At 43.9% G+C, this 26,546-nt stretch carries 13 protein-coding genes and 1 pseudogene; 5 read left to right on the plus strand and 9 right to left on the minus strand.

Annotated features, from left to right (window positions below; genetic code table 11):
* Position 1: 1 nt before the first annotated feature.
* Positions 2-1,348 carry an HlyD family type I secretion periplasmic adaptor subunit gene (locus MD535_RS00085; RefSeq protein ID WP_265672854.1) on the minus strand — a complete coding sequence of 449 codons (1,347 nt, stop codon included), beginning with the start codon at positions 1,346-1,348 and terminating at the stop codon, positions 2-4.
* Positions 1,349-2,201: 853 nt separating this feature from the next.
* On the opposite strand from MD535_RS00085, the pseudogene MD535_RS00090 reads away from it, so the two are divergent.
* Together MD535_RS00090 and MD535_RS00095 are read left to right on the plus strand one after the other, a co-directional pair.
* A pseudogene (locus tag MD535_RS00090) lies at positions 2,202-13,241 on the plus strand (tandem-95 repeat protein); the annotation flags it as partial.
* A 488-nt stretch (positions 13,242-13,729) separates the two neighbouring features.
* Positions 13,730-14,152 (plus strand): phage protein, encoded by a 423-nt coding sequence (locus tag MD535_RS00095; RefSeq protein WP_265672856.1) that lies wholly within the window; start codon positions 13,730-13,732, stop codon positions 14,150-14,152.
* A 26-nt stretch (positions 14,153-14,178) separates the two neighbouring features.
* Here MD535_RS00095 and MD535_RS00100 read toward each other — a convergent pair whose 3' ends face one another.
* Positions 14,179-14,910: a hypothetical protein gene (locus MD535_RS00100; protein ID WP_265672857.1), complete on the minus strand. Its 732-nt coding sequence runs from the start codon at positions 14,908-14,910 to the stop codon at positions 14,179-14,181.
* Between the two features lie 870 nt (positions 14,911-15,780).
* Here MD535_RS00100 and MD535_RS00105 point away from each other — a divergent pair.
* Positions 15,781-16,032 (plus strand): hypothetical protein, encoded by a 252-nt coding sequence (locus MD535_RS00105; RefSeq protein ID WP_265672858.1) that lies wholly within the window; start codon positions 15,781-15,783, stop codon positions 16,030-16,032.
* 31 nt (positions 16,033-16,063) lie between these two features.
* Here the strand turns inward: MD535_RS00105 and MD535_RS00110 are convergent, their stop codons facing one another.
* Together MD535_RS00110 and matP are read right to left on the minus strand one after the other, a co-directional pair.
* Entirely contained in the window at positions 16,064-16,375 is a 312-nt protein-coding gene (locus MD535_RS00110) for a DUF3634 family protein (protein ID WP_265672859.1), read from the minus strand.
* Positions 16,376-16,392: 17 nt separating this feature from the next.
* Positions 16,393-16,845, minus strand: a complete 453-nt coding sequence (gene matP / locus MD535_RS00115) for a macrodomain Ter protein MatP (RefSeq protein WP_265672860.1) — start codon at positions 16,843-16,845, stop codon at positions 16,393-16,395.
* 172 nt (positions 16,846-17,017) lie between these two features.
* On the opposite strand from matP, the gene MD535_RS00120 reads away from it, so the two are divergent.
* Both MD535_RS00120 and fabA read left to right on the plus strand, forming a co-directional pair.
* The gene (locus MD535_RS00120) at positions 17,018-18,655 is read left to right on the plus strand and encodes a Lon protease family protein (protein ID WP_265672861.1); all 1,638 of its coding nucleotides are present in this window, start codon (positions 17,018-17,020) and stop codon (positions 18,653-18,655) included.
* 72 nt (positions 18,656-18,727) lie between these two features.
* Entirely contained in the window at positions 18,728-19,246 is a 519-nt protein-coding gene (gene fabA, locus MD535_RS00125; protein ID WP_265672862.1) for a bifunctional 3-hydroxydecanoyl-ACP dehydratase/trans-2-decenoyl-ACP isomerase, read from the plus strand.
* A 131-nt stretch (positions 19,247-19,377) separates the two neighbouring features.
* Here the strand turns inward: fabA and rmf are convergent, their stop codons facing one another.
* From rmf to rlmKL, 5 genes are all read right to left on the minus strand, one after another.
* Entirely contained in the window at positions 19,378-19,551 is a 174-nt protein-coding gene (gene rmf / locus MD535_RS00130; protein ID WP_250619036.1) for a ribosome modulation factor, read from the minus strand.
* 167 nt (positions 19,552-19,718) lie between these two features.
* A complete protein-coding gene (locus MD535_RS00135; RefSeq protein ID WP_265672863.1) occupies positions 19,719-21,737 on the minus strand; it encodes a DUF3466 family protein in 2,019 nt (672 codons plus the stop codon).
* A gap of 5 nt (positions 21,738-21,742) precedes the next feature.
* Positions 21,743-23,665 carry an ABC transporter ATP-binding protein gene (locus MD535_RS00140; protein ID WP_265672864.1) on the minus strand — a complete coding sequence of 641 codons (1,923 nt, stop codon included), beginning with the start codon at positions 23,663-23,665 and terminating at the stop codon, positions 21,743-21,745.
* Entirely contained in the window at positions 23,643-23,894 is a 252-nt protein-coding gene (locus tag MD535_RS00145; protein WP_265672865.1) for a glutaredoxin family protein, read from the minus strand. Before MD535_RS00145 ends, MD535_RS00140 begins: the two co-directional genes overlap by 23 nt.
* 8 nt (positions 23,895-23,902) lie before the next feature.
* Positions 23,903-26,026: a bifunctional 23S rRNA (guanine(2069)-N(7))-methyltransferase RlmK/23S rRNA (guanine(2445)-N(2))-methyltransferase RlmL gene (rlmKL, locus tag MD535_RS00150; protein ID WP_265672866.1), complete on the minus strand. Its 2,124-nt coding sequence runs from the start codon at positions 26,024-26,026 to the stop codon at positions 23,903-23,905.
* Positions 26,027-26,546 lie beyond the last annotated feature (520 nt).

Here is a 26,546-nt window from a genome sequence, read left to right on the forward strand (position 1 = left end):
ATTATCTTTCATCAAATGCATCGTCAATGGCAGACATAACCGGTTTTGCTGCGTACTCAATGACTCGACGATCACCCGTTTTAATGTCTGCTGTGAACTCCATGTAAGGGGATAAGCTGTATTTAGTGCCTGACTTTTCTAGGAAATCATCATCAATAATGATTTTGGCAAGATAATACTCCGCATCTTCTTCTTCATAAGAAGAGCGACTGATAGAGGCAATTTTTCCAGAAATGAAGCCATATTTAGAAAAGTTGTAGGTATCAAACTTTAGCTTCACTTGCTGACCAACCTCGACGAATCCCATTTCTTTTCTCGGAATTTTTGCTTCGCCGTGCAATTGGTTATCAAGTGGCGATATATCAGCGATACTTTCACCTGGGGGAATCACGGCAGAACGAAAGTTGAAGTGAATTTTGTCTACCACACCATCAACGGGGGCGTACACGATCAATCGATCAACCTTATCTGAAAGTTGCGGTCGTTGGATCTGTTTAATACTTAGCTCTTTTTCGGCTTGAATAATCTGAGCTTGGTATTCTGAATTTCGGTTGACGATTAAATCATTTAGTTGTTTGTCTAAACGCGTTAACTGAAAACTTTCAGTCATGATGGATTCGTCGAGATTTTCTATTTCCCGGACCATATTCGACTCTTGCACTTGCATATTTAGCACGTCGACATATGACCCCATCTCTTCTTTGTAAAGCGTTTGTTTAATCGTTAGTTGCTTACGAATGAGCTTAAGTTGATTGAGAGAACTTTGCTTACGGCGCTTCATCGACTGCACTAGGTTTTGTTTATGCTCAATATCGTGCTTGATCAAGGTTTCACTCGAGCGGTTCTTACTGCTTTCTTGCTGCCAAGCTTGTTGATTTAACGAGACTAACTTCGGAAAGCTGGAGTAACTTGAAAAGTCAGGTTGAATATTGGTGATTAGACCTTGATAGCGAAGTCGATCCATTTCCAATTGAGTAATTTCAGAATCGGTTGTTGAGAGCAGGGAGTTTCTGTCCAACGACTTCAATTTGGCGATAGGCTGACCTTCATAAACCACATCCCCGGGTTTAACGAGTAATTCGTCAAGGATTCCTCCTTCTAGATGTTGAACTCTTTCAATATCAGAATCTAAAAGTAGCTCCCCTCGAGATGACACAACAATGTCGATACGCGCTTGAGATGCAATTAGCAACAATACGATAGCAATTAAGAACGTTAACAGCAGTGTCTTATGAACAGACGTCATGGCACTTTTGATCTTAATTTCGTCTACGTAGGCATTATCAGATACGGAGGCGTTTTGAATCAAAGCGCTGCGGATATGTTTTTCTATGCTATTTTTGCTCACATTATCTACCTTGAATCAGCAATAAACTAAAGGCTATGCAAATACGCAAAGTGACGTACCGTTTTCACATCGACTATTAATAACTAGCTAAGGATATAACTGGATAATTTTCAAAGATAATTTCGGGAGGTTCCCTACATTTGTCACAAAAACAAGCTGTTGTTTAAAAAAATATCAAACGTAGAGTGGATGACTCGTAAACTTTTCTACTAATCATAATTTCATTTACTAGTCTTAGTGAAGTAATTGATATGCAATAGATAGTGATGCTTTGGAGGCTGTGATGGTAGATAGCAACGAGAATAATCCACTCAATGATGCGGTAGAACAAGTTAACACTAGCGATGAAAACGTCGGTCAACAACAAGGGCAACAAAACCAACAAAGTACCATCGCTACTACCATCGCGACCGGAGCTGAAACCGCTGATGCCGCCGATGAAATAAATGAAGCGCTTAATGCGAATCCGTCAGCCGCTGGTGGTAATGAACAAGAATCAGAGCAGCAAGCTGTACAAGGTGAAGGGACTGAGAGCACGAATACCGCGACACAACCGGAATCATCAAATGTCATTGAAGGCGATGCAGCGAATACACCGAGCCCGGGTACAGAAGCTCCAGAGTCTAATTCCGTAGGTGCCGGTGCACAGTCAGTCGGAGGAGATACGACGCAATCAGGCTCCGCTGGTGGTCAAAGTGCTCAGGGCCAAACGGAGCCTCTTAACCAAACTAATGGCGCAGCACCATCCGCTTCCACTCAAGCAGAACCAAGTACTCAAACGTCCAGTGAAGAATTTGAAGTTAATGTTTTAGATCAACAGTCTCTCGCACAGTCACAGCAAGATGACTCTTTTGATTCAAGAACGACAGAAAGCACATTCGAGGTTCAAATTGACAACGTGAATGATGCAGCGGTCGTCGAAGGTATGGAATACACCGTATTAGAAGACGGGCTATTAAGTTTTACAGCCGCCGATCTATTAGCGAGCGCTTCAGATATTGATGGTGATTCACTTTCAATATCTGATGTTAGCTACGGAGGAACAGACGGTGTCTTAACCAACTTAGGTGGTGGTACCTATACCTTTGCCCCGAATGAAAACTTTAACGGCAGCATTTCATTAAGCTACGGCGTCTCAGATGGTACTGTTGTTACTGATAGTACCATCGACGTCGTTGTTGAATCCGTCAACGATCTGCCTGTGTTTGGGACTGCGTCCTATACCGTTGACGAAGATAACACGCTGATCTTCAATGAAGACCAACTGTTGTCGAGCGCCTCAGATGTTGAAGGCGATGTATCATTGGTTGGCGTGAGCTATGACGGTACCGACGGGATTTTCACCGTTAATAACGATGGCACATGCAGCTTTGCTCCTAATGAAAACTTTAATGGCACCGTCACACTCGATATCGTCATTGAAGATGAAGACGGTGCTCAGGTCGCCGCTACTTTTGATGTCAATGTGTTGGCGGTCAACGATGCGCCCGTGAGCGGGGACATTGCTTACACCTTAGACGAAGATGGCAACATTACCCTGTCACAAAACCAACTTTTGTCTCAAGCCAGTGATGTAGACGGGGATGATTTAACCGCCAGCAACGTCACGGTTGCCGGCAATGCAACGGTACTGGATAACCAAGATGGTTCGTTTACCATCACCCCTGATGCCGACTTTAACGGCAATATTGATGTCTCGTTTGATATCTCTGATGGCGATGCCACCGTTCAAGCAACGGGTGGATTAACCGTTAACCCTGTTAATGACTTACCGACCACTGACACTGTCACTGCGAGCGTCGATGAAGACAACAGTATCATCGTCAACCAAGCACAGTTACTCGCCAATGCGGCTGATATTGAAGGGGATGCACTAACCGCGGACAACTTATCCGCGACGAACGCCACCATTGCCGATAATGGCGATGGCACCTTTACCATCACCCCGGAGGCTAACTTTAACGGCCTAATTGATGTGTCTTACGACATCAGCGATGGCAGCACACCTGTCGCGGGCAATTTGGCGCTCACCGTCGACCCAGTGAACGACGCGCCAATCATTTCAGCCGATGTACCGATTACGATTGAAGAAGATGGCTCGTATACCGTCACTCAACAAGAGTTGTTGCAATTTGCCACTGACATTGAAGATGACGACATGACCGCCATCATTGGGGAGCAAGGTGAAGCGACAACCGTATCTGGTACGGTGCTTAACGCAGAAGATGGTCAGCCTGTTGTTGGGGCGGATGTGACGTTAAGCGATGCTGTGGGTAATTCGCAAACCGTGCAAACCGACGCGCAAGGTCAATATACTGTCAGTGGCTCTGTCTTTGAACAAGGCAGCATTACTATTGAACAAGAAGGCGCTATCACCAATAGCTTCCTTGTGCCTGCCGGTGAAACCACCGATAGTGGCGTGATTTCACTGTCGGAGGTACTCGATTCTACAGACATGCGTATTGTAGTGACATGGGGGGCGTCGCCACGTGATATGGACAACCACTTATGGCTTTATGATACGGATACAGGCGCCGAACTAGACCATATTTTCTATCAAGATATGAGCCATAACTTGAGCGGGGGGACGGTTCAACAAGACGTTGATGACACCAATGGTCATGGTCCTGAAACCATCACAATTCCGAACTATCAAGATGCCAATATGCATTACTCGGTACACAACTACACCAATCGTAGTTGGGATGTGGATGGTGTAGAAGATGTGCAAGTACAAGTATTTGTCGGTGATACATTGGTTCAAACCTTCGCTCCAGAGCTTCCAGAAAACATCAGTGGCGATCACTGGCATGTGTTTGACGTCGTAGATGGCATTGTGGTACCAAGTCAAGAGGTTGGGGGGCAAACCGCGTTTACCTTACCGACCAGTGAAGAGGCGGCCAATGCTGAAAATGGTGTTGATATTGCTGCGCTGTTTGACGTCGATGAAGGGACAGACGGAGGCGGTGGCACTGATAGTGGTGACAACGTCACCATTGGCGATATTAATATGCCAAATGGTGTCATCACCGATAATGGCGATGGCACGTATACCATCACACCGGATGAAAACTTTAATGGTGAATTTGAAATTAACTACACCGTTGATGATGGCAATGGTGGGGTATCGCCTGCACAATTGGATGTCACCGTCACCGCCGTTAATGATGCGGCCGTAATTTATGACCAAAGTTACAGCATGGATGAAGATGGTACGCTCACCATTACAGATGCCGAACTCTTGGTGGGCGCGACTGATATCGATGGCGATATATTAAGTGTTGCCGGTGTTCATTATGAGGGCACGGATGGCGTGCTAACCTCTCATGGTGATGGGACCCATACCTTTACGCCAAATGAAAACTTTAATGGTGCGCTCAATCTTAGCTTTGATGTGACAGATGGAACCGAACTCTCTAGTGCAAGTATTGAGATTGCTGTTGCCGCAGTAAATGATGCACCGATCGCTGGGTCCACCTCCTATTCTGTTAACGAAGAAGGCATTATTGATATTACTGCTGAGCAGCTTCTTGCCAATTCAAGTGATGTCGATGGCGAGCAAGTATCGCTAGAATCAGTCACATACTCTGGCAGTGACGGTATTTTTGCGGTACACGAAAATGGTACTTATTACTTTGCGCCAAATGAAAACTTTGATGGTGAGGTAGAGCTGCAAGTCGTGGTTATCGATGAATCTGGTACAACTGCCACGACAACTGCAAATATTGATGTGATTGCTGTTAACGATACACCGGTTGTAACAGGGCCTGTCTCGTACCAAGTTAACGAAGACAATTCAATCACTCTGTCACAGCAGCAGCTCTTAATCCATGCTTCAGATATCGATGGCGATCAGTTAATCGCGGACAATTTGTATATTGAAGCATTTGGCAGTGTCACTGACAACGAAGATGGTACGTTTACCATCACTCCTGCTGATAACTTTAATGGACCGCTATCACTAAGTTTTGATGTCTCTGATGGTAGCGAAACGATCGCCACGGCCATAAACCTTACTGTTGATCCTGTTAATGATCCGGTTGTCGCACGAGATGATATTAACTTATCCAGTGCCGACCCAATGATTCGCCTCGATGTGGCGCCAGAACACGGCGCAGTTCAATATCTAGATGACAATGGGGAGTGGGCTGATATGGTGATTGGCTTGGAATACCCAGCCGACACTGAAGTTCAATTTGTACCAAATACCACAGAAATTCAAGCCGACACTAGGGATATTCGTGTCGGTAGCTTTGATAGTGATGAAAATAGCCCTGGTTTTGATGGTACGGCAGCAACGAGCGATTGGGGTGACGTTCAAGGTGACACTGCAATCTACACGGAAGACGGTGTTGTCATTACCACAGTTGTTAGCGAAGGTTCTCTCGCAGCATGGAATGGTCCTAACAGTCATATTGGGGCTGGAATTGGCAACCAATCCAGCAGTGGTTTGAGTGAAGATGAAACTTTAACGGTAACGGTTGAAGGTGAAGACGTTAACCAAATTACTTTCCAGCTCGACGGATTAGGGGGGTATTTTGACGAAAGCAGCTCTCAGGCAACCCAAGTTAATATCCGCGCGTTCGACGTTGAAGGTAACTTGATTAGTACACAAGGAGGCTATCGGGATTCGGGCGAATATGAAGACACATACTCCTTCACCACGGATGTACCGGTTCACCAGTTTGAATTAGGGACAACTGGTGGTCATGGCACCTATGTGGTCCAAAATATGACGGTTTCCAGAACCATGTCAGAAGAGATTCATCTGACGACCATCCAAGGTGATGGCAGTGAGGTGACAAATTCGCTGCAACTTGATCTTAACCACAGTACTGCCAACGATACCTTAAACGTCACTGAACAACTGGTAGAAATTGACGGCACCATCACCTCAAGAGCAATCGATGTGGAAGAAGATGGCGTGCTCACACTTCAAGCCAGTGATCTTTTAGTCAATGACTCTGATATTGATGGTGACGAGCTCACGTTAGTGAGTGTAGAGGTCAGCGATGATACTCATGGCAGTGTGTCCTTAGATGAAAATGGTCAAATTCAATTCACTCCTGAAGCGGATTTTAACGGGCAAACGTCTTTTGACTATACCGTAACTGATGGAAATGGTTCATTCGATACCGCCACTGTTTTTGTTAACGTCACACCTGTAAATGATGCACCGACCGCCAATGATTTACCGTTCACTATTCAGGAAGATGGATCGTTGTTGTTTAGTAACGCAGATATTCTGTTAGCGACATCTGATATTGATGGTGATGAACTGACTGTCGAGAGCGTGGGTTATGAAGGTACGGAAGGGGTATTTACTCACAATGGGGAAGGCAACTATACCTTCATTCCCAATGAAAACTTCCATGGAGAGTTGACCCTTAGTTATTCTGTCACGGATGGCGCCGAATCGAGCCAAGCGAATATTGGCGTAACTGTAGAATCCGTCAACGATCTGCCTGTGTTTGGGACTGCGTCCTATACCGTTGACGAAGATAACACGCTGATCTTCAATGAAGACCAACTGTTGTCGAGCGCCTCAGATGTTGAAGGCGATGTATCATTGGTTGGCGTGAGCTATGACGGTACCGACGGGATTTTCACCGTTAATAACGATGGCACATGCAGCTTTGCTCCTAATGAAAACTTCAATGGCACAGTGACGCTGGACATTGTTATTGAGGATGAAGACGGCGCTCAGGTCGCCGCTACTTTTGATGTCAATGTGTTGGCGGTCAACGATGCGCCCGTGAGCGGTGACATTGCTTACACCTTAGACGAAGATGGCAACATTACCCTGTCACAAAACCAACTTTTGTCTCAAGCCAGTGATGTAGACGGGGATGAGTTAACCGCCAGCAACGTCACGGTTGCCGGCAATGCAACGGTACTGGATAACCAAGATGGTTCGTTTACCATCACCCCTGATGCCGACTTTAACGGCAATATTGATGTCTCGTTTGATATCTCTGATGGCGATGCCACCGTTCAAGCAACGGGTGGATTAACCGTTAACCCTGTTAATGACTTACCGACCACTGACACTGTCACTGCGAGCGTCGATGAAGACAACAGTATCATCGTCAACCAAGCACAGTTACTCGCCAATGCGGCCGATATTGAAGGGGATGCACTAACCGCGGACAACTTATCCGCGATGAACGCCACCATTGCCGATAATGGCGATGGCACCTTTACCATCACCCCGGATGCTAACTTTAACGGCCTAATTGATGTGTCTTACGACATCAGCGATGGCAGCACACCTGTCGCGGGCAATTTGGCGCTCACCGTCGACCCAGTGAACGACGCGCCAATCATTTCAGCCGATGTACCGATTACGATTGAAGAAGATGGCTCGTATACCGTCACTCAACAAGAGTTGTTGCAATTTGCCACTGACATTGAAGATGACGACATGACCGCCATCATTGGTGAGCAAGGTGAAGCGACAACCGTATCTGGTACGGTGCTTAACGCAGAAGATGGTCAGCCTGTTGTTGGGGCGGATGTGACGTTAAGCGATGCTGTGGGTAATTCGCAAACCGTGCAAACCGACGCGCAAGGTCAATATACTGTCAGTGGCTCTGTCTTTGAACAAGGCAGCATTACTATTGAACAAGAAGGCGCTATCACCAATAGCTTCCTGGTGCCTGCCGGTGAAACCACCGATAGTGGCGTGATTTCACTGTCGGAGGTACTCGATTCTACAGACATGCGTATTGTAGTGACATGGGGGGCGTCGCCACGTGATATGGACAACCACTTATGGCTTTATGATACGGATACAGGCGCCGAACTAGACCATATTTTCTATCAAGATATGAGCCATAACTTGAGCGGGGGGACGGTTCAACAAGACGTTGATGACACCAATGGTCATGGTCCTGAAACCATCACAATTCCGAACTATCAAGATGCCAATATGCATTACTCGGTACACAACTACACCAATCGTAGTTGGGATGTGGATGGTGTAGAAGATGTGCAAGTACAAGTATTTGTCGGTGATACATTGGTTCAAACCTTCGCTCCAGAGCTTCCAGAAAACATCAGTGGCGATCACTGGCATGTGTTTGACGTCGTAGATGGCATTGTGGTACCAAGTCAAGAGGTTGGGGGGCAAACCGCGTTTACCTTACCGACCAGTGAAGAGGCGGCCAATGCTGAAAATGGTGTTGATATTGCTGCGCTGTTTGACGTCGATGAAGGGACAGACGGAGGCGGTGGCACTGATAGTGGTGACAACGTCACCATTGGCGATATTAATATGCCAAATGGTGTCATCACCGATAATGGCGATGGCACGTATACCATCACACCGGATGAAAACTTTAATGGTGAATTTGAAATTAACTACACCGTTGATGATGGCAATGGTGGGGTATCGCCTGCACAATTGGATGTCACCGTCACCGCCGTTAATGATGCGGCCGTAATTTATGACCAAAGTTACAGCATGGATGAAGATGGTACGCTCACCATTACAGATGCCGAACTCTTGGTGGGCGCGACTGATATCGATGGCGATATATTAAGTGTTGCCGGTGTTCATTATGAGGGCACGGATGGCGTGCTAACCTCTCATGGTGATGGGACCCATACCTTTACGCCAAATGAAAACTTTAATGGTGCGCTCAATCTTAGCTTTGATGTGACAGATGGAACCGAACTCTCCACTGGCAATATTGATATTGCAGTGACAGCGGTCGATGATGCTCCAATTGTAAGTGGCCCGCTGTCTTACAGCGTCGATGAAGATGGGGCAATCACATTGTCACAAGCACAATTGTTAGCCAATTCCACCGATGTCGATGGAGACGCACTCACTGCGAGTGTCGATTCTGCACTCAACGCTACTGTCACCGCTAATGAAAATGGCTCATATACGCTCACGCCCGATGCCGATTTTTCCGGTGAGATAACGTTCAACATGAATGTGTCTGATGGGCAGACTATTGTAGCCTCAGATATAGCGTTAACCGTTGATGCCGTTGCGGACGCACCAACGTTGACCATTACCGACGGCGATGGGCAAGCTATTGGAGCTGACGGAATAGTTATTGACCCAGATGATACGATAGAGCTCAATATTTCAGGGGCCGTCACTGATCTCGATGGTTCTGAAATGCTATCCGTATCGGCATCTGGTATTCCTGAAGGATCAGTGATTCGATATGACAGTGATACGGTTCTAAACGACCAAAGTAATGGTCTCACAAGTTATGTAGATAGCGAAATAACTGTGACATTTGAAGGAGAGGGAGCAGGATACCTCAATACGGTCGGCTACTATAAAGTAGATGAAAATGGGCAGATACAAGATGTAGAAGTCGTGTATGAAAATGCCTCACAACTTGGAGGTGGTGGTGAGCTGATTCCAGGCCAGTCATCGTTTAGTTTCGACCTGGAACAAGGCGAAAGCTTCAATCTCTTTGTGATACCAAATGGATTTAACCACAATGATTTTAACGCACTGGGTGAGGGGCAGTTTGAATTCAGGGATACAGACGGAAATCAAGCGACCACCAGTTCAACTGATCCTCAATTGGTGTTTGTTAACGCCAATGGCGATGAAACCGTGATTCAAAGCCAAAATGGTGATGCCGTGTTCCACGGTGGTACGAGCCCTAACCTTAACCAAGATGGTATTGATCATACTAGAACCTACTTCAACGAAAATGATGAATTGGTTTATGGTATCGAGGATATGTATAACGGGGGAGATCGTGATTATGATGATTTCTTGTTCACCATTGATTTGGGTGAAGTAAACAGTAGCATCTATCAAGGTGAAGTGACGGTTGATACATCCGAAGCTATTATTCTGCCCACCGTCGCTTTGTTAGAACCTATATCCATCGACTTACCGGTTGACTATAGCGGCGAATTTGATATCCAAATAGACGCGACCTCAACAGAATTATCGAATAACGACGCAGAAACAACGTCACAATCAATCCATGTTGATGCCCGTGAGCACGCTCCAGAGTCTACGCCAATTTTCTCATCGGTTGATGAAGATGGAAGTGTGGTAGTAACACAAGAAATGCTGTTAGAAAATGCCACGGATCTTAACGGCGATATATTGACCGCGAGCAATGTACAAAGCAACGACCCTAATGCCTCAGTTGTTGATAATAATGACGGCACATATACCATCACTCCAAGTGACAACTTTAACGGTGATCTCGCGCTGACCTATAGCATCAGTGATGGCGAATTTTCAACGGAGAATACCCTCAACCTCAGTGTGAATGCCGTCAATGACGCACCAACATCAGAAAATGTTGAGCTTGTAGGTACTGAAGACGAAAGTATTCTAATATCGCAAGAGGACTTGCTTGTTCACGCTGTCGATATCGAGGATGACGACCTGACTGCGAATGATCTTCAAATTGATCCTTCATTTGGTGATTTAATTGATAATCAAAACGGCACGTGGACATTCACGCCAGCAGAAAACTTAAATGGTGATGTTCCATTTACCTTTAAAGTAAACGATGGCGTTGATGGTACTCAAGTCTCGGGGAACATTAACCTAGCAGAGGTAAATGATGCACCTGACGCTCCAACGGTCACATACTCGACAGATGAAGACCAAGTATTGGTGGTCGATCCTGCATTTATCCTCTCTCAAGCTTCTGATATTGATAATGACTCGCTTTCCCTAGAAAGCTTAACTGTGCGATCTCCGGAAAATGCAACGTTGCAACAGCAGCCTGACGGACTTTACCATTTAGTGACCAGTCAAGATTTTAATGGACTCGTCGAGCTAGATTACATTGTTTCAGATGGAGAACTGAGTGCACAAGGCTCGGTGAATGTGGACGTTATTCCAGTAAATGATGAACCATTTACCGTGGGTAATGCCTTCTTGACGACCAATGAAGACGACGCCTTTACCTTTGACACCTCTGATATGCTCGATCTCTTCGGAGATATCGACACAACAGAGCTGGTTATTTCTCGAGTCATTGTAGCGGATAATGAAGATGGCGGTAGCGTCACTGACAATGGCGACGGGACATGGACATTTACTCCTACTAGTGATTTTGCGGGATTATCGGAATTACAAGTGATCGCATCAGACGGCGAGTTTGAAACCGCCTTAGACGTGCCTGTTTATGTAAGACCGGTTGCCGATGGCGCGGTCATCACAACAGCACATGATGGACCACTAGTGTTTGATGAAGACACAACCGGTTACTTAAACTTAGATGTTAATCTTATTGATGATTCAGAGCAACTGAGCAACCTCGTCATGACGGGTTATCCGGTCGGCTTTACGCTCAGTGACGGCAGTAACGTCATTGACATTACTGAGGAAGGACAATTAATCAATATTACCAATTGGGATATTGATAATCTACAAATGACGCCTCCCGATGATTTTCATGGCAATTTCTTCGTCACCGTGACAGCAACCACCGTCGATTATGGCGATGAATCTAACGACCAGCCTGAGCAGCCAGTAGGTGGTGACTTCAATGTCGTATCTGGTGAAGAACTGGTTATTAGTCATGACGACCTTATTGCCATGGCACAAAATGTCGAAGCAGAGCAGGGTGATGACGTTCAACTCGTACACTTAGTCGACCCATCTCAAGGAAGCTTAATTGACAATGACGATGGTACTTGGACCTTCAGCCCTGCACCCGGTTTTTCTGGTAACGTTGACTTGGCTTATGTCATTGAAAAAGAGGGCATTCTATACGATGAACAAAGTGATATCGGTGTCTTTGATTCTAGTGAGTCACTTACTAGCTCTCCAACTATAGACGCTATCGCTAATACCGATATCAATGAAAGTGAACCCCTAACGTTTACTGACGACGATATGCTAGCGACGATTAGCTCTGAGGATAATCACGATCTAAGTATCGAATCCGTTTCTTTACTCGCGGGAGAAGGACTGATTGAATCAAACGGGCAGGGTAATTATCAATTTACTCCAGCAGAAGGTTACACAGGTCAAGCTCAGGTTGGATTTGTTGCTAGCGATGGAGAAAATAGTGTTCAAAGTCACTTTAATATTGGTGTTGATAATGAAGTTGCCGTGAGCCAAACACTTGCTCAAGCTGATGATGGATCAATTGAAATTAGTGGAGCTAACGTTTTAGCTAACTTAGGCTTAGACGACTCGACATTAATTGATCTAGATTATACTGGAGATCAAGGAGCCCTAATTTCAAATGGAAACGATATGTGGACGTTCTGGCCAGATGACGGATTTGAAGGGAATATCGATCTTAGTGCTGGAGTTGTAGATAGCGCTGGAGCGGAACAAGCGTATACAACAAGCTTGACGGTAGAGACTGAGGAAGCGCAAGTGCAGCCAGTTGATACACAGAGTGCGAGCGTAAGTGACGAAGTAGATTCAGGCATTGAAAGCTCTGTTGATATAACGGCAGCACCTGGTGATGAAGTGGAAATTAGCGCTCCAGACGAGGTTACATCCGTCGATGGCGTCGATTACATCACGGTGACAAATCTACCCGAAGGTGCAGAAATCAATGGCGCATTAAGTGATGGTGAAGGTGGTTACACAATATCAGGTGACTTAAGTCAATCTGTCACACTAGCACTCGACGATCAATATGAGGGCTCTGCGAATCTTTCGTTCCAAGGGTTTGATGATTTAGATGCTCCGGTAGAAGGTGCAACAGCAACGCTCGACCTTGATATTGATGAACAATATTCGATGCAAGCTTCAAGTCAGCAAAACCAAGACACGTCATCATTACAGCAAGCGAATGGTGGTGATTGGACACAGAGTGACAATACACAGGTGGATGTAGACTTTACCGATGATACTGGTAGCTTTGGCACTGATGATAATTCAGGCACAAGCACACAATCAGATGTGGATGACAATTTAGTTTAGTCATCCAAAAGCAATGGCTTAGTTCGAACTAAGCCATTGCTTGGATCTCTTGATTTCTAATAATCACATTAACTTAAACGTAGATTAAGTTAATGTGATTATTAGGTATTTTATGGTAAATAGCGTTATTGTTAAATACACAAAGAAAGCACAGCACCCAATGTAGCAGGGAACAACTTAGCACTAGGTTAATCTTACTATCTCGGGACCCAATTTAACATAAGATAGATAATACGCACTACGGTATCTAAATTTAACATCTGCAATCCCAGCGTGAATTCTTATCAACCTCTGATTATAAGTTGTTGATATGTCGCTCGAAAAAACCCCAAACTCATCTTTTCACACCCTTGGCGACTCATACAATCCCAATGGCTTGCTTACATCACTGCTGCGCATTATGCAGCGTTCGGCACATTACACTTCTAACAGCCGCAAATTGGGCGAAAAAAATAATTTCGTCTCCCTTCAAATTTGTGAGGCACATCATGTTTTATGAGTCATTCAAAACGCTTTACTGGCGTGAGTTTTCATCCGTTCGTCAAGGCGCTGAGTTTTTTCACGTTAATGTCGCTACCGTTCGTCGCTGGCTTGATGGCACTGTTGCGATTAATCCTATGGCTGAAAAGCTGCTTATCGTGAAATCGCTTGGCTATTTACCTAATGACATGCGTTGGCGTGGTTTTCGGGTTGATGAATCTCGCGCTGTGTTGATTACGCCCACCGGACGTGAATTCAGTACCAAGGAACTAGAGTCTTTTGGGCATTGGCGTGATGAGTATCAACAATTGTTTGAGTTACACGGTCACATCGACAATGTGACGTTCTATCCGGCTAAAGAGAATGTATTGCCGTTTCGAGGTGGACGCCGCATGAGTGCGGCACCTTGGGTGCCTACAAAGTTGAAATAGTAATTATGATGACGCCTTATAGGCGTCTAACTCTTTAACTGTATTACTAATGGAGATTGTTTTGAAGAGTTAGGTAGACAGACACCATATCCATACTTATATTCCGACTTATGGTTAAGTAGTTCTTCAGATTCAGATTCAAAAATAGTAAATTCAAATGTCGTTAATGCTAAGACGTTATCATCTCGGTCTATTGCTTCAATCGTCGCTTCATACTCACCAGCAAGCCATTTAAAGTTCTTTTCAAATATGTGATGTAAATGTTCTACATCACTAGCCTTTGCCGAACCAAGACGTTCTTCAGCATGTGCTCTCATGAGATCAGATTGAATATCTTCACGAATAGTTGAACTAAGCTTTCTGACATCCCTCATCATAGTTCTTCCCCATAATTCGTAGAAATTCACGTTGTAATTCCAAATTTCACCAGACTTAATTTCAACAGGGTTAAAGTGAACATTGGTCGTGTCTGTAGGCATTAAATAGTATGCAGCCCCATCAAGAGAGAAGCTGTTATTGTGATCAGTCTTTACATTAATCCGCAGCTTTTGAATATTTACAAGACGACCGCCAGCATTTTTAAGGACTACGTAAATAGCCATATTTGGTGTACCGAAACCAGTAGTTAGACTTACAAAGCTGCCTCTTTCAATGATTAAATTGCCATTGCGAATCATGCTCGATATAGGGGGAAGTTGAGAAAGTAATAATGCTAAAACAGCTGCAACGGAAGCTATTGCTTGCCAATCAATATCCATAATGAATTACCTTGAATCGGGTATATAAGTTCAAATATTTTCAATAATACACTAGTTTACATACATTTTTTTCTCGACTACAAAAAAAGCCGAACCCTCTCAAAGAGTTCGGTTTTTATCCCATAGGTAGCAAGCAAAAGTTGCCAAAGGATACTATTAGCTTAGACGGTGATTCTTGGTGTGAAAACCGTTAACAGCTAGGTTTAAGTGACTCGCGCCCTATCCTACTTTGTTGCTTTGCTGTCCAACTTCACTTTCGTTTCAATGAGTTCCAGGTTTGCTCATACCAGTAGGCCCCCTTTAAGAACATCACTTTCTGAGTAATAACGACCAACGTCCATAATCGACATGGTGTGGCAACATCTTGGCAAGCAGCTATTCATTGAAAGAGTTTGAAGATTACCACGTTGTGATTGCTCTCATATAAAGTCCTTATTCGGATGGACTATTTTATCCAAAGACAAATAGTTATAGTGCATTAGGGTGTTAACTTATCTACTCAGATGGTCGTTATCTAATCAACATTCCAACGATTTAATTAATGACATCTAGATATATCTGCAAGGTAAATATAAGATGCAACTAAAACACAGGTGCTATTAAGAAGCTAGATCAATACTATTTTCACGCCCCATAAATAAGGCCAAAGCGATTAATATAAATCAAATAAATGTAAGACTGGCGAACCAATGATGATTCAATAGGCCACACCAATACCTTAGAATAAATAAATTAAATGTGAGAATGGTGGTTGTTATTTATAAATTTTTATTCGCTATTTTTAACCTTACCCCTTTACACAAATTAAAATTTCATTACTCTAACTAACAGGAAATAACACTATTTAAATAAATAGAAATGGAGCATTCTATGACACTGCCTTTAATGTGGTTTGAAACAAGTTACACCCGTATTAAAAAATGGGATACTGAGGGGCTTTCTCTCTTAGAAGCAGAGACAGCGCTAGATACCTACCTAACTGAAAACAACCCTATTTCGCTTGAAATGGCGGACTATGTAGCTGAAAACTGGACATGCAGAAGGATACAAATGCTTGATTCAGATGCGCGCCGCACCCTAATGAAGATATGGGATGAAAGAGAAATTGCAGCACAAGGCTAATGCAGAAATAAAGATGGTAGCAGCCTAGCTGCTACCTAGACTTCTTACGCCCTTTAGATTTAAAACTTTGGAACGGGAATACATTACGTATTTTTTGCTGGCTTTTCTTATTAATCTCTTTAGAGAATTTTAGCGTCATTCCAGAACGAGTTTGATATACCTTCAAAGTACCAGAAATATTATCCCTTTCAGCGATATCTTTAAGGTTATGGCTAAATGAAGGTGGAATATGCCCTTTAATATTCGTTATTTTACCATCAGTAACTTGCACGGTAAGTACTGGGCGATCAATCGCGACTAACCAAAATACTAATACAGCGCCGATCAAAATTACATATAGCATTTACGTCTCCTTCCTTGTTAATCATCACCGAGCAGTTTACTCAAATCTTGTTTTAAGCTACTGACCGTTTTAGTCGCTTTTTCACTTCGTGACGCTTCACTCAGTAGATATTCAATCGCCTCTGATAGCGTGCATCCCAATTCATTTGCTCGATATGACAGTTTCTCCCAGACTCGATAGTCCAAATCAATCGACTTTTTCTTCGTGTGCACCTGTTCTGCGTTATAATGACGTTTTCTTTTTGCGCGGATGGCTTGCTTGAGTTTATTGTCGACTTCCAATGACATATGTTCACTGATCCAATCTAAGACCAATGTAGGCTCGTATTCAATGGCTTTTAGTTGTGAAATAGCCTGCTCTATCTCACTCGTATCGACATACCGAGTGATGTTTTCTCCATCTCGGTGTTTTTTTGACAAGTATTGCCACTTCCAACCACACTCTAGATTTTCAAGTTGTTGGTATTTCATTAAAAATTGCCTCTACATTGGTCAGAGTGACAGCGTAACCCACCTTCTTTACAATCTCAACAATTGTCCATTCAAAGTGAGAATCAAATCTCGTTGATTTACGTGCTATTGACTAACTTTAGTCGTGAAATCGTTGTATACTCCATGCAAATCTAAACTAAGCTCTCAAATAATGAATCCAGTCCTTTGGCAAGATGCCTGCCCGCTCTACACCGATTTTCAATCTACTCTAGATAACGTTGCAACCAGCGAAGGGAAATCCCTGTTCGATTTACAACCTCGTTTGCGACAAACGCTTCAGTACTTTGTCTCTCCGGCTTGTTTTTCTAAAGTACTAGTGATCAAAGATGGTGGCAGCCTTACCTATCGCGAGCTTGTCGCTAACGAGTTGCGCCGCCTTGGAAAGCATGTTGTGGTTAGTGCAGATGTTCGCTCAGAAACATTGTTTGACCAATATCAAGTCACCACTGGTAATGTGGAGTCCAAAAAGGGCCTCATTCATCAGGCTGACTCTGGTGTTCTGATCACATCAACGAACACCGTATTGTCTACGTTAGTGAGCTGGACCAATACCAAAGCCCTACTACAGGGAGCTCAATTAGAAGCGACACCAGTGAGTCAGGTCAATGCCAATATTGAGCAACCTAGCTACAGCTCAGAATTCAAACTGATTATTATCGGTGATAGAGAGCAACTCGCAGAGTTTGATTATCTAGAGGCTGAGTTTAGATCAGGATTCATGCAATACACTGAGCTAGAAAGTGACTATAAATTAAATATTGAATCAGTTGCGCCGTATCTAAGCTTTGTTAAGCAACTGATGGTGGATAACTTACCAAACCATACACTTGACTCATCGGGTTACCTGCGCTTGCTACAAGCTGGAGCGAGAGAAACCGAAGATAAGCAGTATGTGCCATTATCATTAGATTGGCACCTGGCTTTGCTAGGAGAAGCATCTTCTTATAGTGATACTGGTGTGATTAACGAAGACCATATCGAGTCTGCGATAATGGCAAAACGCTACAGAGAGGCGTATTTACCGGCGCGAGCTGTCGATGATATTTTAGAAGGCCAAGTGGTCATCGAGACTCAAGGCAAGCAAATTGGACAAGTTAACGGCTTAACGGTTATTGATATGCCAGGCCATCCACTCTCTTATGGCGAGCCAGCGCGTATCTCCTGTGTGGTTCACTTTGGTGATGGTGATATTTCTGATGTCGAACGAAAGGTCGAACTTGGGGGTAACATTCACGCCAAAGGTATGATGATCATGCAAGCGTTCGTCAGCACAGAACTAAATTTAGATGCTCCGTTGCCCTATTCTGCTTCTATTGTTTTTGAACAATCATATTGTGAAGTAGACGGTGACAGTGCTTCATTAGCTGAGCTGTGTTCTTTAGTCAGCGCCCTTTCTGGATACCCAATTGACCAACAGATTGCCGTCACCGGTGCGGTCGATCAATTTGGCCGAGTTCAGGCGGTCGGCGGCCTGAATGAAAAGGTCGAAGGATTTTACAATGTTTGTAAACATCAAGGTTTTACAGGTAAGCAAGGCGTTATTCTACCAAAAACAAATGTTCAGCACCTGGCGTTGAGCAAAGAAGTTGTCAATAGCATTAAAAATGGCCAATTTCACATCTGGGCAGTGTCTCATGTCGTGGAAGTGATCCCTTTACTGCTAGGTAAACCATTTAAAAGTGAATCAGAAGAAAGCGTGTTAAGTAAGATAGCAGAACGCATTGAAAACTTTGAAAAACTTGAACTACCAGAAACCTTGTTAGAAAAGGTAAGAAACTGGTTTGTTTAGTCGTGGTCGGAGTTGTTTGGCGTACACGTGTTCACTAATATGCTCATATCAAATATTGGAGTGATTTTAAAAATGCAAAACAGACGTGATTCGTATACTCGTGAAGATCTTTTAGCTTCGAGCCGTGGTGAACTATTTGGTGAAGGCTACCCTCAGCTACCCGCTCCAAATATGTTAATGATGGATCGTGTTACCAGAATGTCAGAAACAGAAGGTGATTTCGGTAAAGGTCTTGTTGTCGCTGAGCTAGATATCACACCAGATCTTTGGTTTTTCGATTGTCACTTTATCGGTGACCCTGTTATGCCTGGCTGTCTAGGCTTAGACGCAATGTGGCAACTAGTTGGATTTTACCTAGGTTGGATCGGCGGCGAAGGCAAAGGCCGTGCTTTAGGTGTTGGCGAACTTAAATTTCAGGGCCAAGTACTTCCTACTGCAAAAAAAGTTACGTACGAACTGCACCTAAAACGTGTTGTGAACCGTAAACTCGTCATGGGTATCGCAGATGGCCGCGTACTTGTGGACGGTAAAGAGATTTACGTAGCAAAAGACCTTAAAGTTGGATTGTTTAAAGACACTTCTTCTTTTTAAGTCAGAGTTTATTTAAAACGGCATCATTGCCGTTTTATTTTTCATCAAACTAATTAGTTATAGTGCGTTAAGTAAGTTAAAAGAAGGACCTCATGTGAGATCCTTCTTTTAACTTACTTAACTGCTCCCGACTACTTGAAAAGCCCTGACTGTCTGTCATCTCTCGCATCACGCCAACCACCAAGCCAATAGGACTTAGCATCCATTTGTTGGTATGGGCAAGTTTCCATAGATTTACCGTTCAATCCGGCTTTATAGCCTTGCGATTGAGCTCGATCTAAACGGTCACGCTTTTGTCTCTTCATAGTGCGGTCCTCGCTATACAAAACTGGCGGCTAGCCAGCCTTCTAATATTAAAGATTGATGGAGTTTTTATGACTCCTCAATAATAATTGCTCAATTTGTAGCAGAACTCAAGACGTAAAAAAGCCCGAATACATGCTAATAAATTCGGGCTTTTCTTTATAGCGAACTATTTGTTACGGCGTAACCCTAAGAAGCCTAAGAAAATCATAGCCATCCAACCTAAGCTACCGCCCTTACGTTCTACCGGTGGCGCTTCAATGGTACGCGGAGTAATTGAACGTTCGTTTGCATTTGAGATCGGGATCAACTTAACTGCGACGACTTTTTCAGTAGTCTGCCCATTGCCACAGTATGAGTTGTGGCCTGTTGTGTCATAACCTTGGGCCGTTGGACACTTAATCGCGGTGGCAGCGATGACACCATCATCGTTAATATCAGCGGCATCGATAATACGATATTTGTTGTTTTCGGCACTAAATGTGCCTCCATTGGTTAAATCATCCAGTAACCAAGGTTTATTTTGAAACACGTCTCTTCTCTTAACCATATCAGGGTTATTAGCATCAACAACGGTGTACGGGTATATGAACCCGCGCTGGCGACGCTTTTTACCATAGAACTCGGTAGCTTGCTCAGCATCAACTGCACCAACAATTTCATTGAAATTGTTAATTGCGCCCGTCTTACCACCTACACCACGGAAGAAAATACCGCTGTTACCGTTCAGTTCATCAAAATATTGAGCTGATGCGCCACCGCTACTACTATTAACTTGTGCCAAAAACATTCGGTTCGCTGCAGCGCCATTTTCACGTTTGTCACCACGTCGTTTTGCTTCACCAATCAACACGAGTTGTTCATTGATATCAGTCGCTACAGAGTTGGTGTAGATATAATCATCGCCGTCCTTTATTTTGGCTCTTTCAATTGCAACTGGGCTCCAAGCGTTACCACTAGTAATCGCAGTACCATTCGGTTTAAAGACGGTTGCTTGATTAAATACATTACTTCCATCTCTATAACTATTCAATCCAACCAGAACTGGCAGACCTTTTAAGTTACCATCAACAGCACTAATCACTGCTGATCTGGCACTACCTTGCATCGCCTTTTTATCAACGTTACGAGCACTATATGGATTTCCGTTTGTCTCTGTCCAAACTGAAGCCGTAATTGCCGTACCATCTACTTTCCAAACCGCCGCTTTTGACGCGAAAGCAAAGTTCTGACATTCACGCTTTGCCGCAGGGTCATTACCTGACAAGCAATTATTTAGGTCGCCACCCCAATTTTTATTATCGTCATTGTAATCAAATGGACCTACTGCGGCGCTACCCACATAGTAGGTACCAGAGCTATCAGTAAACGAGTCCCATGCCATGGTACGACCCATTTGTTCTGTGATCAGCTTTTCTTGAGAGTTATCATAATTATTTGCTAACGGTAAAAGCATAGTCGTATCTTTAGAGACCGTATCAAACACATAACCACGCTGACGATAAATGGTAGCAAGATTACCACTGTCAAGCTTGTAGTAACCTGAGCTTGTCGTTCCAATTACTTTTGTTTCATCTGGTTGGTTAACAACAATATTTGCAGAGTTATCTTCCAATGTTGCATTAGTGCCCGGTGTGTATGCAGCAGATGTTGGTTTCACATCTAACATAGCAGCAGAGGTTGCTGTGTCACCTTTAAACGGTTGAGCATTTGATTTATATTCGCTAGCAACAAATGCATCACGCTCACGCCTTAGTCCGCCAATTGAACTAAAGCTATGCCACATTTTATCAGTCCACGCAGGATCACAGGTTTGATATCCTAACTCAGAACGACAGTAATCGCGATTTCGTCCCCAATCTGTGTAATAAAAACTGACGTCCATATTGAACGGTACTTCATCACGATAAGAGAAGCCTTCTGAACCGTTCCTAGAGTCACCGTAAAGCATGTAATCTGGGCATGTGTCACTTTCGGTAAAGCACCCCATTGACATCGCAGTAAGATCTCGAGATGTCTTTTGAACCGCAGAGCCATAGAACTCTGTGTACTTCGCGTCATAAATACCCGTACTGCTAACACTCGCTGTCGGGTCTATCTCGACAATCTGATACAAAGCAGCATTAGCAGTGGTCGCAGCGAAAACGCTTGCGGCCACCATTGAAATTTTAAATTTTGTACAACTCATTTAGGCTAACTTTCCTGTTGCATTGCTTCTAGCTCTTCCCATCGCTCGAAAGCAACGTCCAACTCTTGCTCTTTAGCAGAGAGTTTATCTAATATTGGTTGAGTCTCATCAACGGGTTTTGAGAAAAATTCGGCGCTATTCACAACTTCTTGTAATGAACCTAACTCTTCTTCTAACTGCTCGAGCAGCGCTGGCAGCGCTTCAAGCTCTCTTTGCAGTTTATACGACAGCTTTTTCGGTTTAGAGTTCACAGCACTCGTACTCTTTTTAGGTTCAACCGCTGCTTTTTCGACCGTCTTTACGGGTTCTAACTCACGTCTGGCATTTTTAACCTGTAAACGCTGCTGTTGCGCATCATGATAACCGCCAACAAACTCTTCAATAACCCCTTCACCTTCAAAAATCCAGCTCGTGGTCACAGTATTATCAACAAATTGACGATCGTGACTCACTAGAAGCAACGTACCTTGGTAGTTACCAAGTAAATCTTCGAGTAACTCTAACGTTTCGATATCAAGATCGTTAGTTGGCTCATCCAGAATCAACAGGTTATTGGGTTTTAAGAAAATACGCGCTAATAACAAACGGTTTTTCTCACCACCAGATAAGGCTTTTACCGGAGTGCGAGCACGCTTAGGGGCAAACAAGAAATCTTGCAAGTAGCTCAGGGCATGTCGTTCACGACCACCTACCGTTACTTCTTGCTTACCATCGGCTAAGTTGTCGATTACTGTTTTTTCTGGATCAAGCAATTCTCGGTATTGGTCGAAGTACGCCACTTCCAGTTTAGTGCCACACTTCAATTTACCTGAAGATGGTTGCAGCTTATCAAGCAACAACTTAATTAATGTACTCTTACCGCAGCCATTGGGGCCAATCAACGCGATACGGTCACCTCTCATGATATTAAACGAGAAGTCCTTAACGATTGTCTTACCTTCGATATCATAGCTGAGATTTTCGGCTTCGAAGACAATCTTACCTGAACGAACACCATCGTCGACTTTCAGGTTCACCTTGCCCTGTACTTCACGTCGGTCGCTTCTTTCTTCGCGAAGTTTCTTCAGAGCTCGGACTCGACCTTCATTACGTGTACGACGCGCCTTTATCCCCTGACGAATCCACACTTCTTCTTGCGCGAGCTTCTTGTCAAACTCAGCATTTTGCATTTCCTCTACACGCAGTGCTTCTTCTTTCTCAATTAAGTACTGATCATAGCGTCCAGGATAAGAGACCAACTGACCGCGATCTAAATCGACAATGCGCGTCGCCATAGAGCTAATAAACGCTCGGTCGTGAGAAATGAAGATGATAGAGCCACGAAAATCTTTCAAAAAAGTTTCAAGCCACTCAATCGTCGCAACATCTAAGTGGTTGGTCGGTTCATCAAGAAGTAATACATCTGGGTCACAAACCAATGCACGTGCAAGTGCGGCTTTACGCTGCCACCCACCAGATAAATCTGTTAGCAATGTTGCACCATCGAGCTTTAGCGCCGCGAGAATATTTTTGATGCGGTCTTCAAAACGCCACGCCCCTAATACATCTAGCGTGTCTTGAATCTTCGCGAGCTTATTAATGTTCTTTTCACTTGGATCATGAGCGACAAGATCCAATAATGCATGGTACGCTTTCAGTTGCTGACCCACTTCTGCGAGCCCTTCAGCCACATAATCTTCAACTGTTCCTTCTTGGTTACGCGGTGGATCTTGCTCCAAACGCGAAACAACGACATCTTGAGTGATTTGAAGTTTTCCGTCATCCATAACGATTTCGCCAGCGATGACTTTCATCAACGTCGACTTACCGGCACCATTACGGCCAACTAAACATACACGTTCATTTTCTTGAAGTGCAAAATCTGATTTGTCTAGCAACGGGTGGTCCCCGAATGCTAGTTGTCCATTATGAATGGTAAGTAATGCCATTAAGGTTCAACCATTGTGTTAATTGATGAATATCGAAGGGCCAATTGAGTTCTGAAGAACCCGTTGAGATCACTGGGATAGTGACCCCGTAACGGCTAAAGAGCTCATCGTTAAATGCTATATCAATAATATCGAATTGTTGAGAAAGCCCGACGCGATGAAGTAATTCGGATGCCATCTCACAAAGATGGCACCCTTCCGTGCTGTATAAGATCAATTCCTTTGTCATTATTTCTCTTAATTCTGGTGAGTAATAAGCCAGCAGTTATGAATGTGTTTGTTACGCGAGAAATCAAGTGGCAACGTCTTATCTGAGATGTTCTTCGCCTCTAAGCCGATTTCTGCCAATGCATCGTGATCCATCTTGAACAAACGCTTGTTGTTGGAAAAGACTATAGTGCCATCCGTTCTAAGCAAACGCTTTAAGTTTTCCATCAACATAACGTGGTCACGCTGTACATCAAATGATTGCGCCATTCGTTTTGAATTCGAGAATGTCGGTGGATCGATGAAAATTAAATCATAATCGCTATTGGCATTTTCTAGCCACTGTAGACAATCGGCTTGGATAAACTGATGTTGATTCCCCACCTGTTTATTCAATTGCATGTTCTCTTTTGCCCACTCAAGGTAGGTATTAGACATATCGACTGTCGTTGTGGACTTCGCACCACCTACTGCTGCGTGAACAGAAGCAGAGCCCGTGTACGCAAACAAGTTTAGGAAATCCTTGCCCGCTGCCATTTGACCAAGCTTACGACGAGTGATTTTATGATCTAAGAACAAACCCGTATCTAAATAGTCATGAAGATTAACGATTAATTTCACACCGTATTCATTCACTTCCATGCGATCAGATTTCGCCGCCAACTTGTTATATTGTGAAGAACCCTTCTTCTTCTCTCGTACTTTAATCACAACGTTGTTGGTTTCAATACCTGTCACATTAATGCTTGCACGAATAATGTCCGTCAAACGACGCTTAGTCTTTTCTTCAGGGATATCTTTTGGCGCGGCGTACTCTTGAATAACAAGGTGGTCTTGATAGACATCAATAGCCACGTTGTACTCCGGAAGATCCGCATCATAGATACGATAGCAATCTAGTTCTTCACGTTTGGCCCATTTGGCGATTTTGGCCAAGTTCTTTTTCAATCGGTTAGTAAAGTCAGGCGCGACAACTTGGTCGGTACGCTTTTCTGCAAGCTGCTCCGCTGAACGCCCCGAAATTGAGTAGTTCTTTTGGTGACACGGTAACGCACCGTTATTTAGCTTAAACTGCTTATCAGCACGCATGCGTAAGCAGCTTAACAAGTCATCCGAGCTAGAGAAGATAGACGCTTTACTTCCACCAAACTCGATTTTTAGTTGGTTACCGAATTCAGTGTAAAGGGCGATCAGACCAGGCTCAGTACCAAGACGCTCACCATAAGGTGGGTTACAAATAACAACGCCTTCTCCGAAACCCTCAGGCTTGGTCAATTTGCTCGCGTCGCCTAGCTCAAACGTAATCAAACTATCGACACCGGCTCGACGGGCGTTATCTTTTGCTGTCTGTAGTACTCGAGGGTCATTATCGAAGCCCCAAAACCTGCTGTCAGTCTTTTTGACACCGCGTCGACCTTGTACACTGGCTTCTGATTTTATCTCAGCCCACAGTTCTGGTTCGAAGTCTTCGTGCGATTCAAAGCACCAGCTTTTTCTCTTTACACTCGGTGCCATATTCGCCGCTAACATCGCCGCTTCAATAAGCAACGTACCTGAACCACACATAGGGTCAAGCATGTTATCACCTTGGGTCCAACCACTTCGAGCAACGATTGCTGAGGCCAAGGTTTCACGTAAAGGTGCGCGACCCGCTTCAGTACGGTAACCACGCTGATGTAATCCAGACCCTACCATATCAAGGCCGAGAATAGCTTTGTCTTTATGCAGACGTACGTGGACACGAATATCAGGACTTTCTTTGCTGATGTTAGGGCGCGGAAGGCTTCTTTTATTAAAGCAGTCCACTACCGCATCCTTCACCTTCATCGCACCATATTGGCTATTACGAATTTCTTGGTTAGTACCGTTAAAGTCGACAATAAATTTCTTCGAACTATGGAAATGATTAACCCAATTCACAGCAGACGCAGACAAGTACAAATCCATGTCATCTTGGCAGGTAAATTCTGCAAGGACTTTGACGAAGCGGGAAGCATATCGGCTCCACAGGCAAACACGATAGATCTGCTCATTGGTCGCTTTAAATTTCACTCCAGCTTGAACAGGATTAACGTTTTCAATCCCAAGTTGTTCAAGTTCACGAGCGAGTAGGTTTTCTAGCCCATTTGAAGTAACGGCAAGATATTGATTCATAGTGTATGTCTGACTGCGGAAAAATGGTGCCAATTATACCTGATAATGTGCCATCCCACTAACCAAACAAGTCGCTTCCATTAGGATTCTCGTTTATTTGCGCAAGCTTTAGTCAACTGAAAACTAACACCATGCGTTTAACAGAACGTGATACATGGAACTTAAATTAAACCTAATTACATACCACCCAACGATAGTGACTACTTATTCACCGTGGATCTGGACTATACCAAGAACAATTTACGACTGAAAGTTACTTACATATGTGCAAAAATGAGGAATTTATGGTGGCAAAATGGCATTTCCTCGGTCAATATTTGCTCATTTTTTCTCGTAAATTTCTGGTTAATTTTTGTGGATAGTCAAAATCTTGTAAGAGCAACGCTCTAAGAGATAGGAGAAAGCGAGTGGGAATAATGTAGATTACGCTGATACTGAGGAAAAGTAGGCAAAAAAAAATCGACCCGTAGGCCGACTTTTATCGCTTGAACACTGTCATGTTCTTGAGACAAGCACCACT

Origin of the sequence: Vibrio qingdaonensis (assembly GCF_026191675.1) — a bacterium.
Lineage (GTDB): Bacteria > Pseudomonadota > Gammaproteobacteria > Enterobacterales > Vibrionaceae > Vibrio > Vibrio qingdaonensis.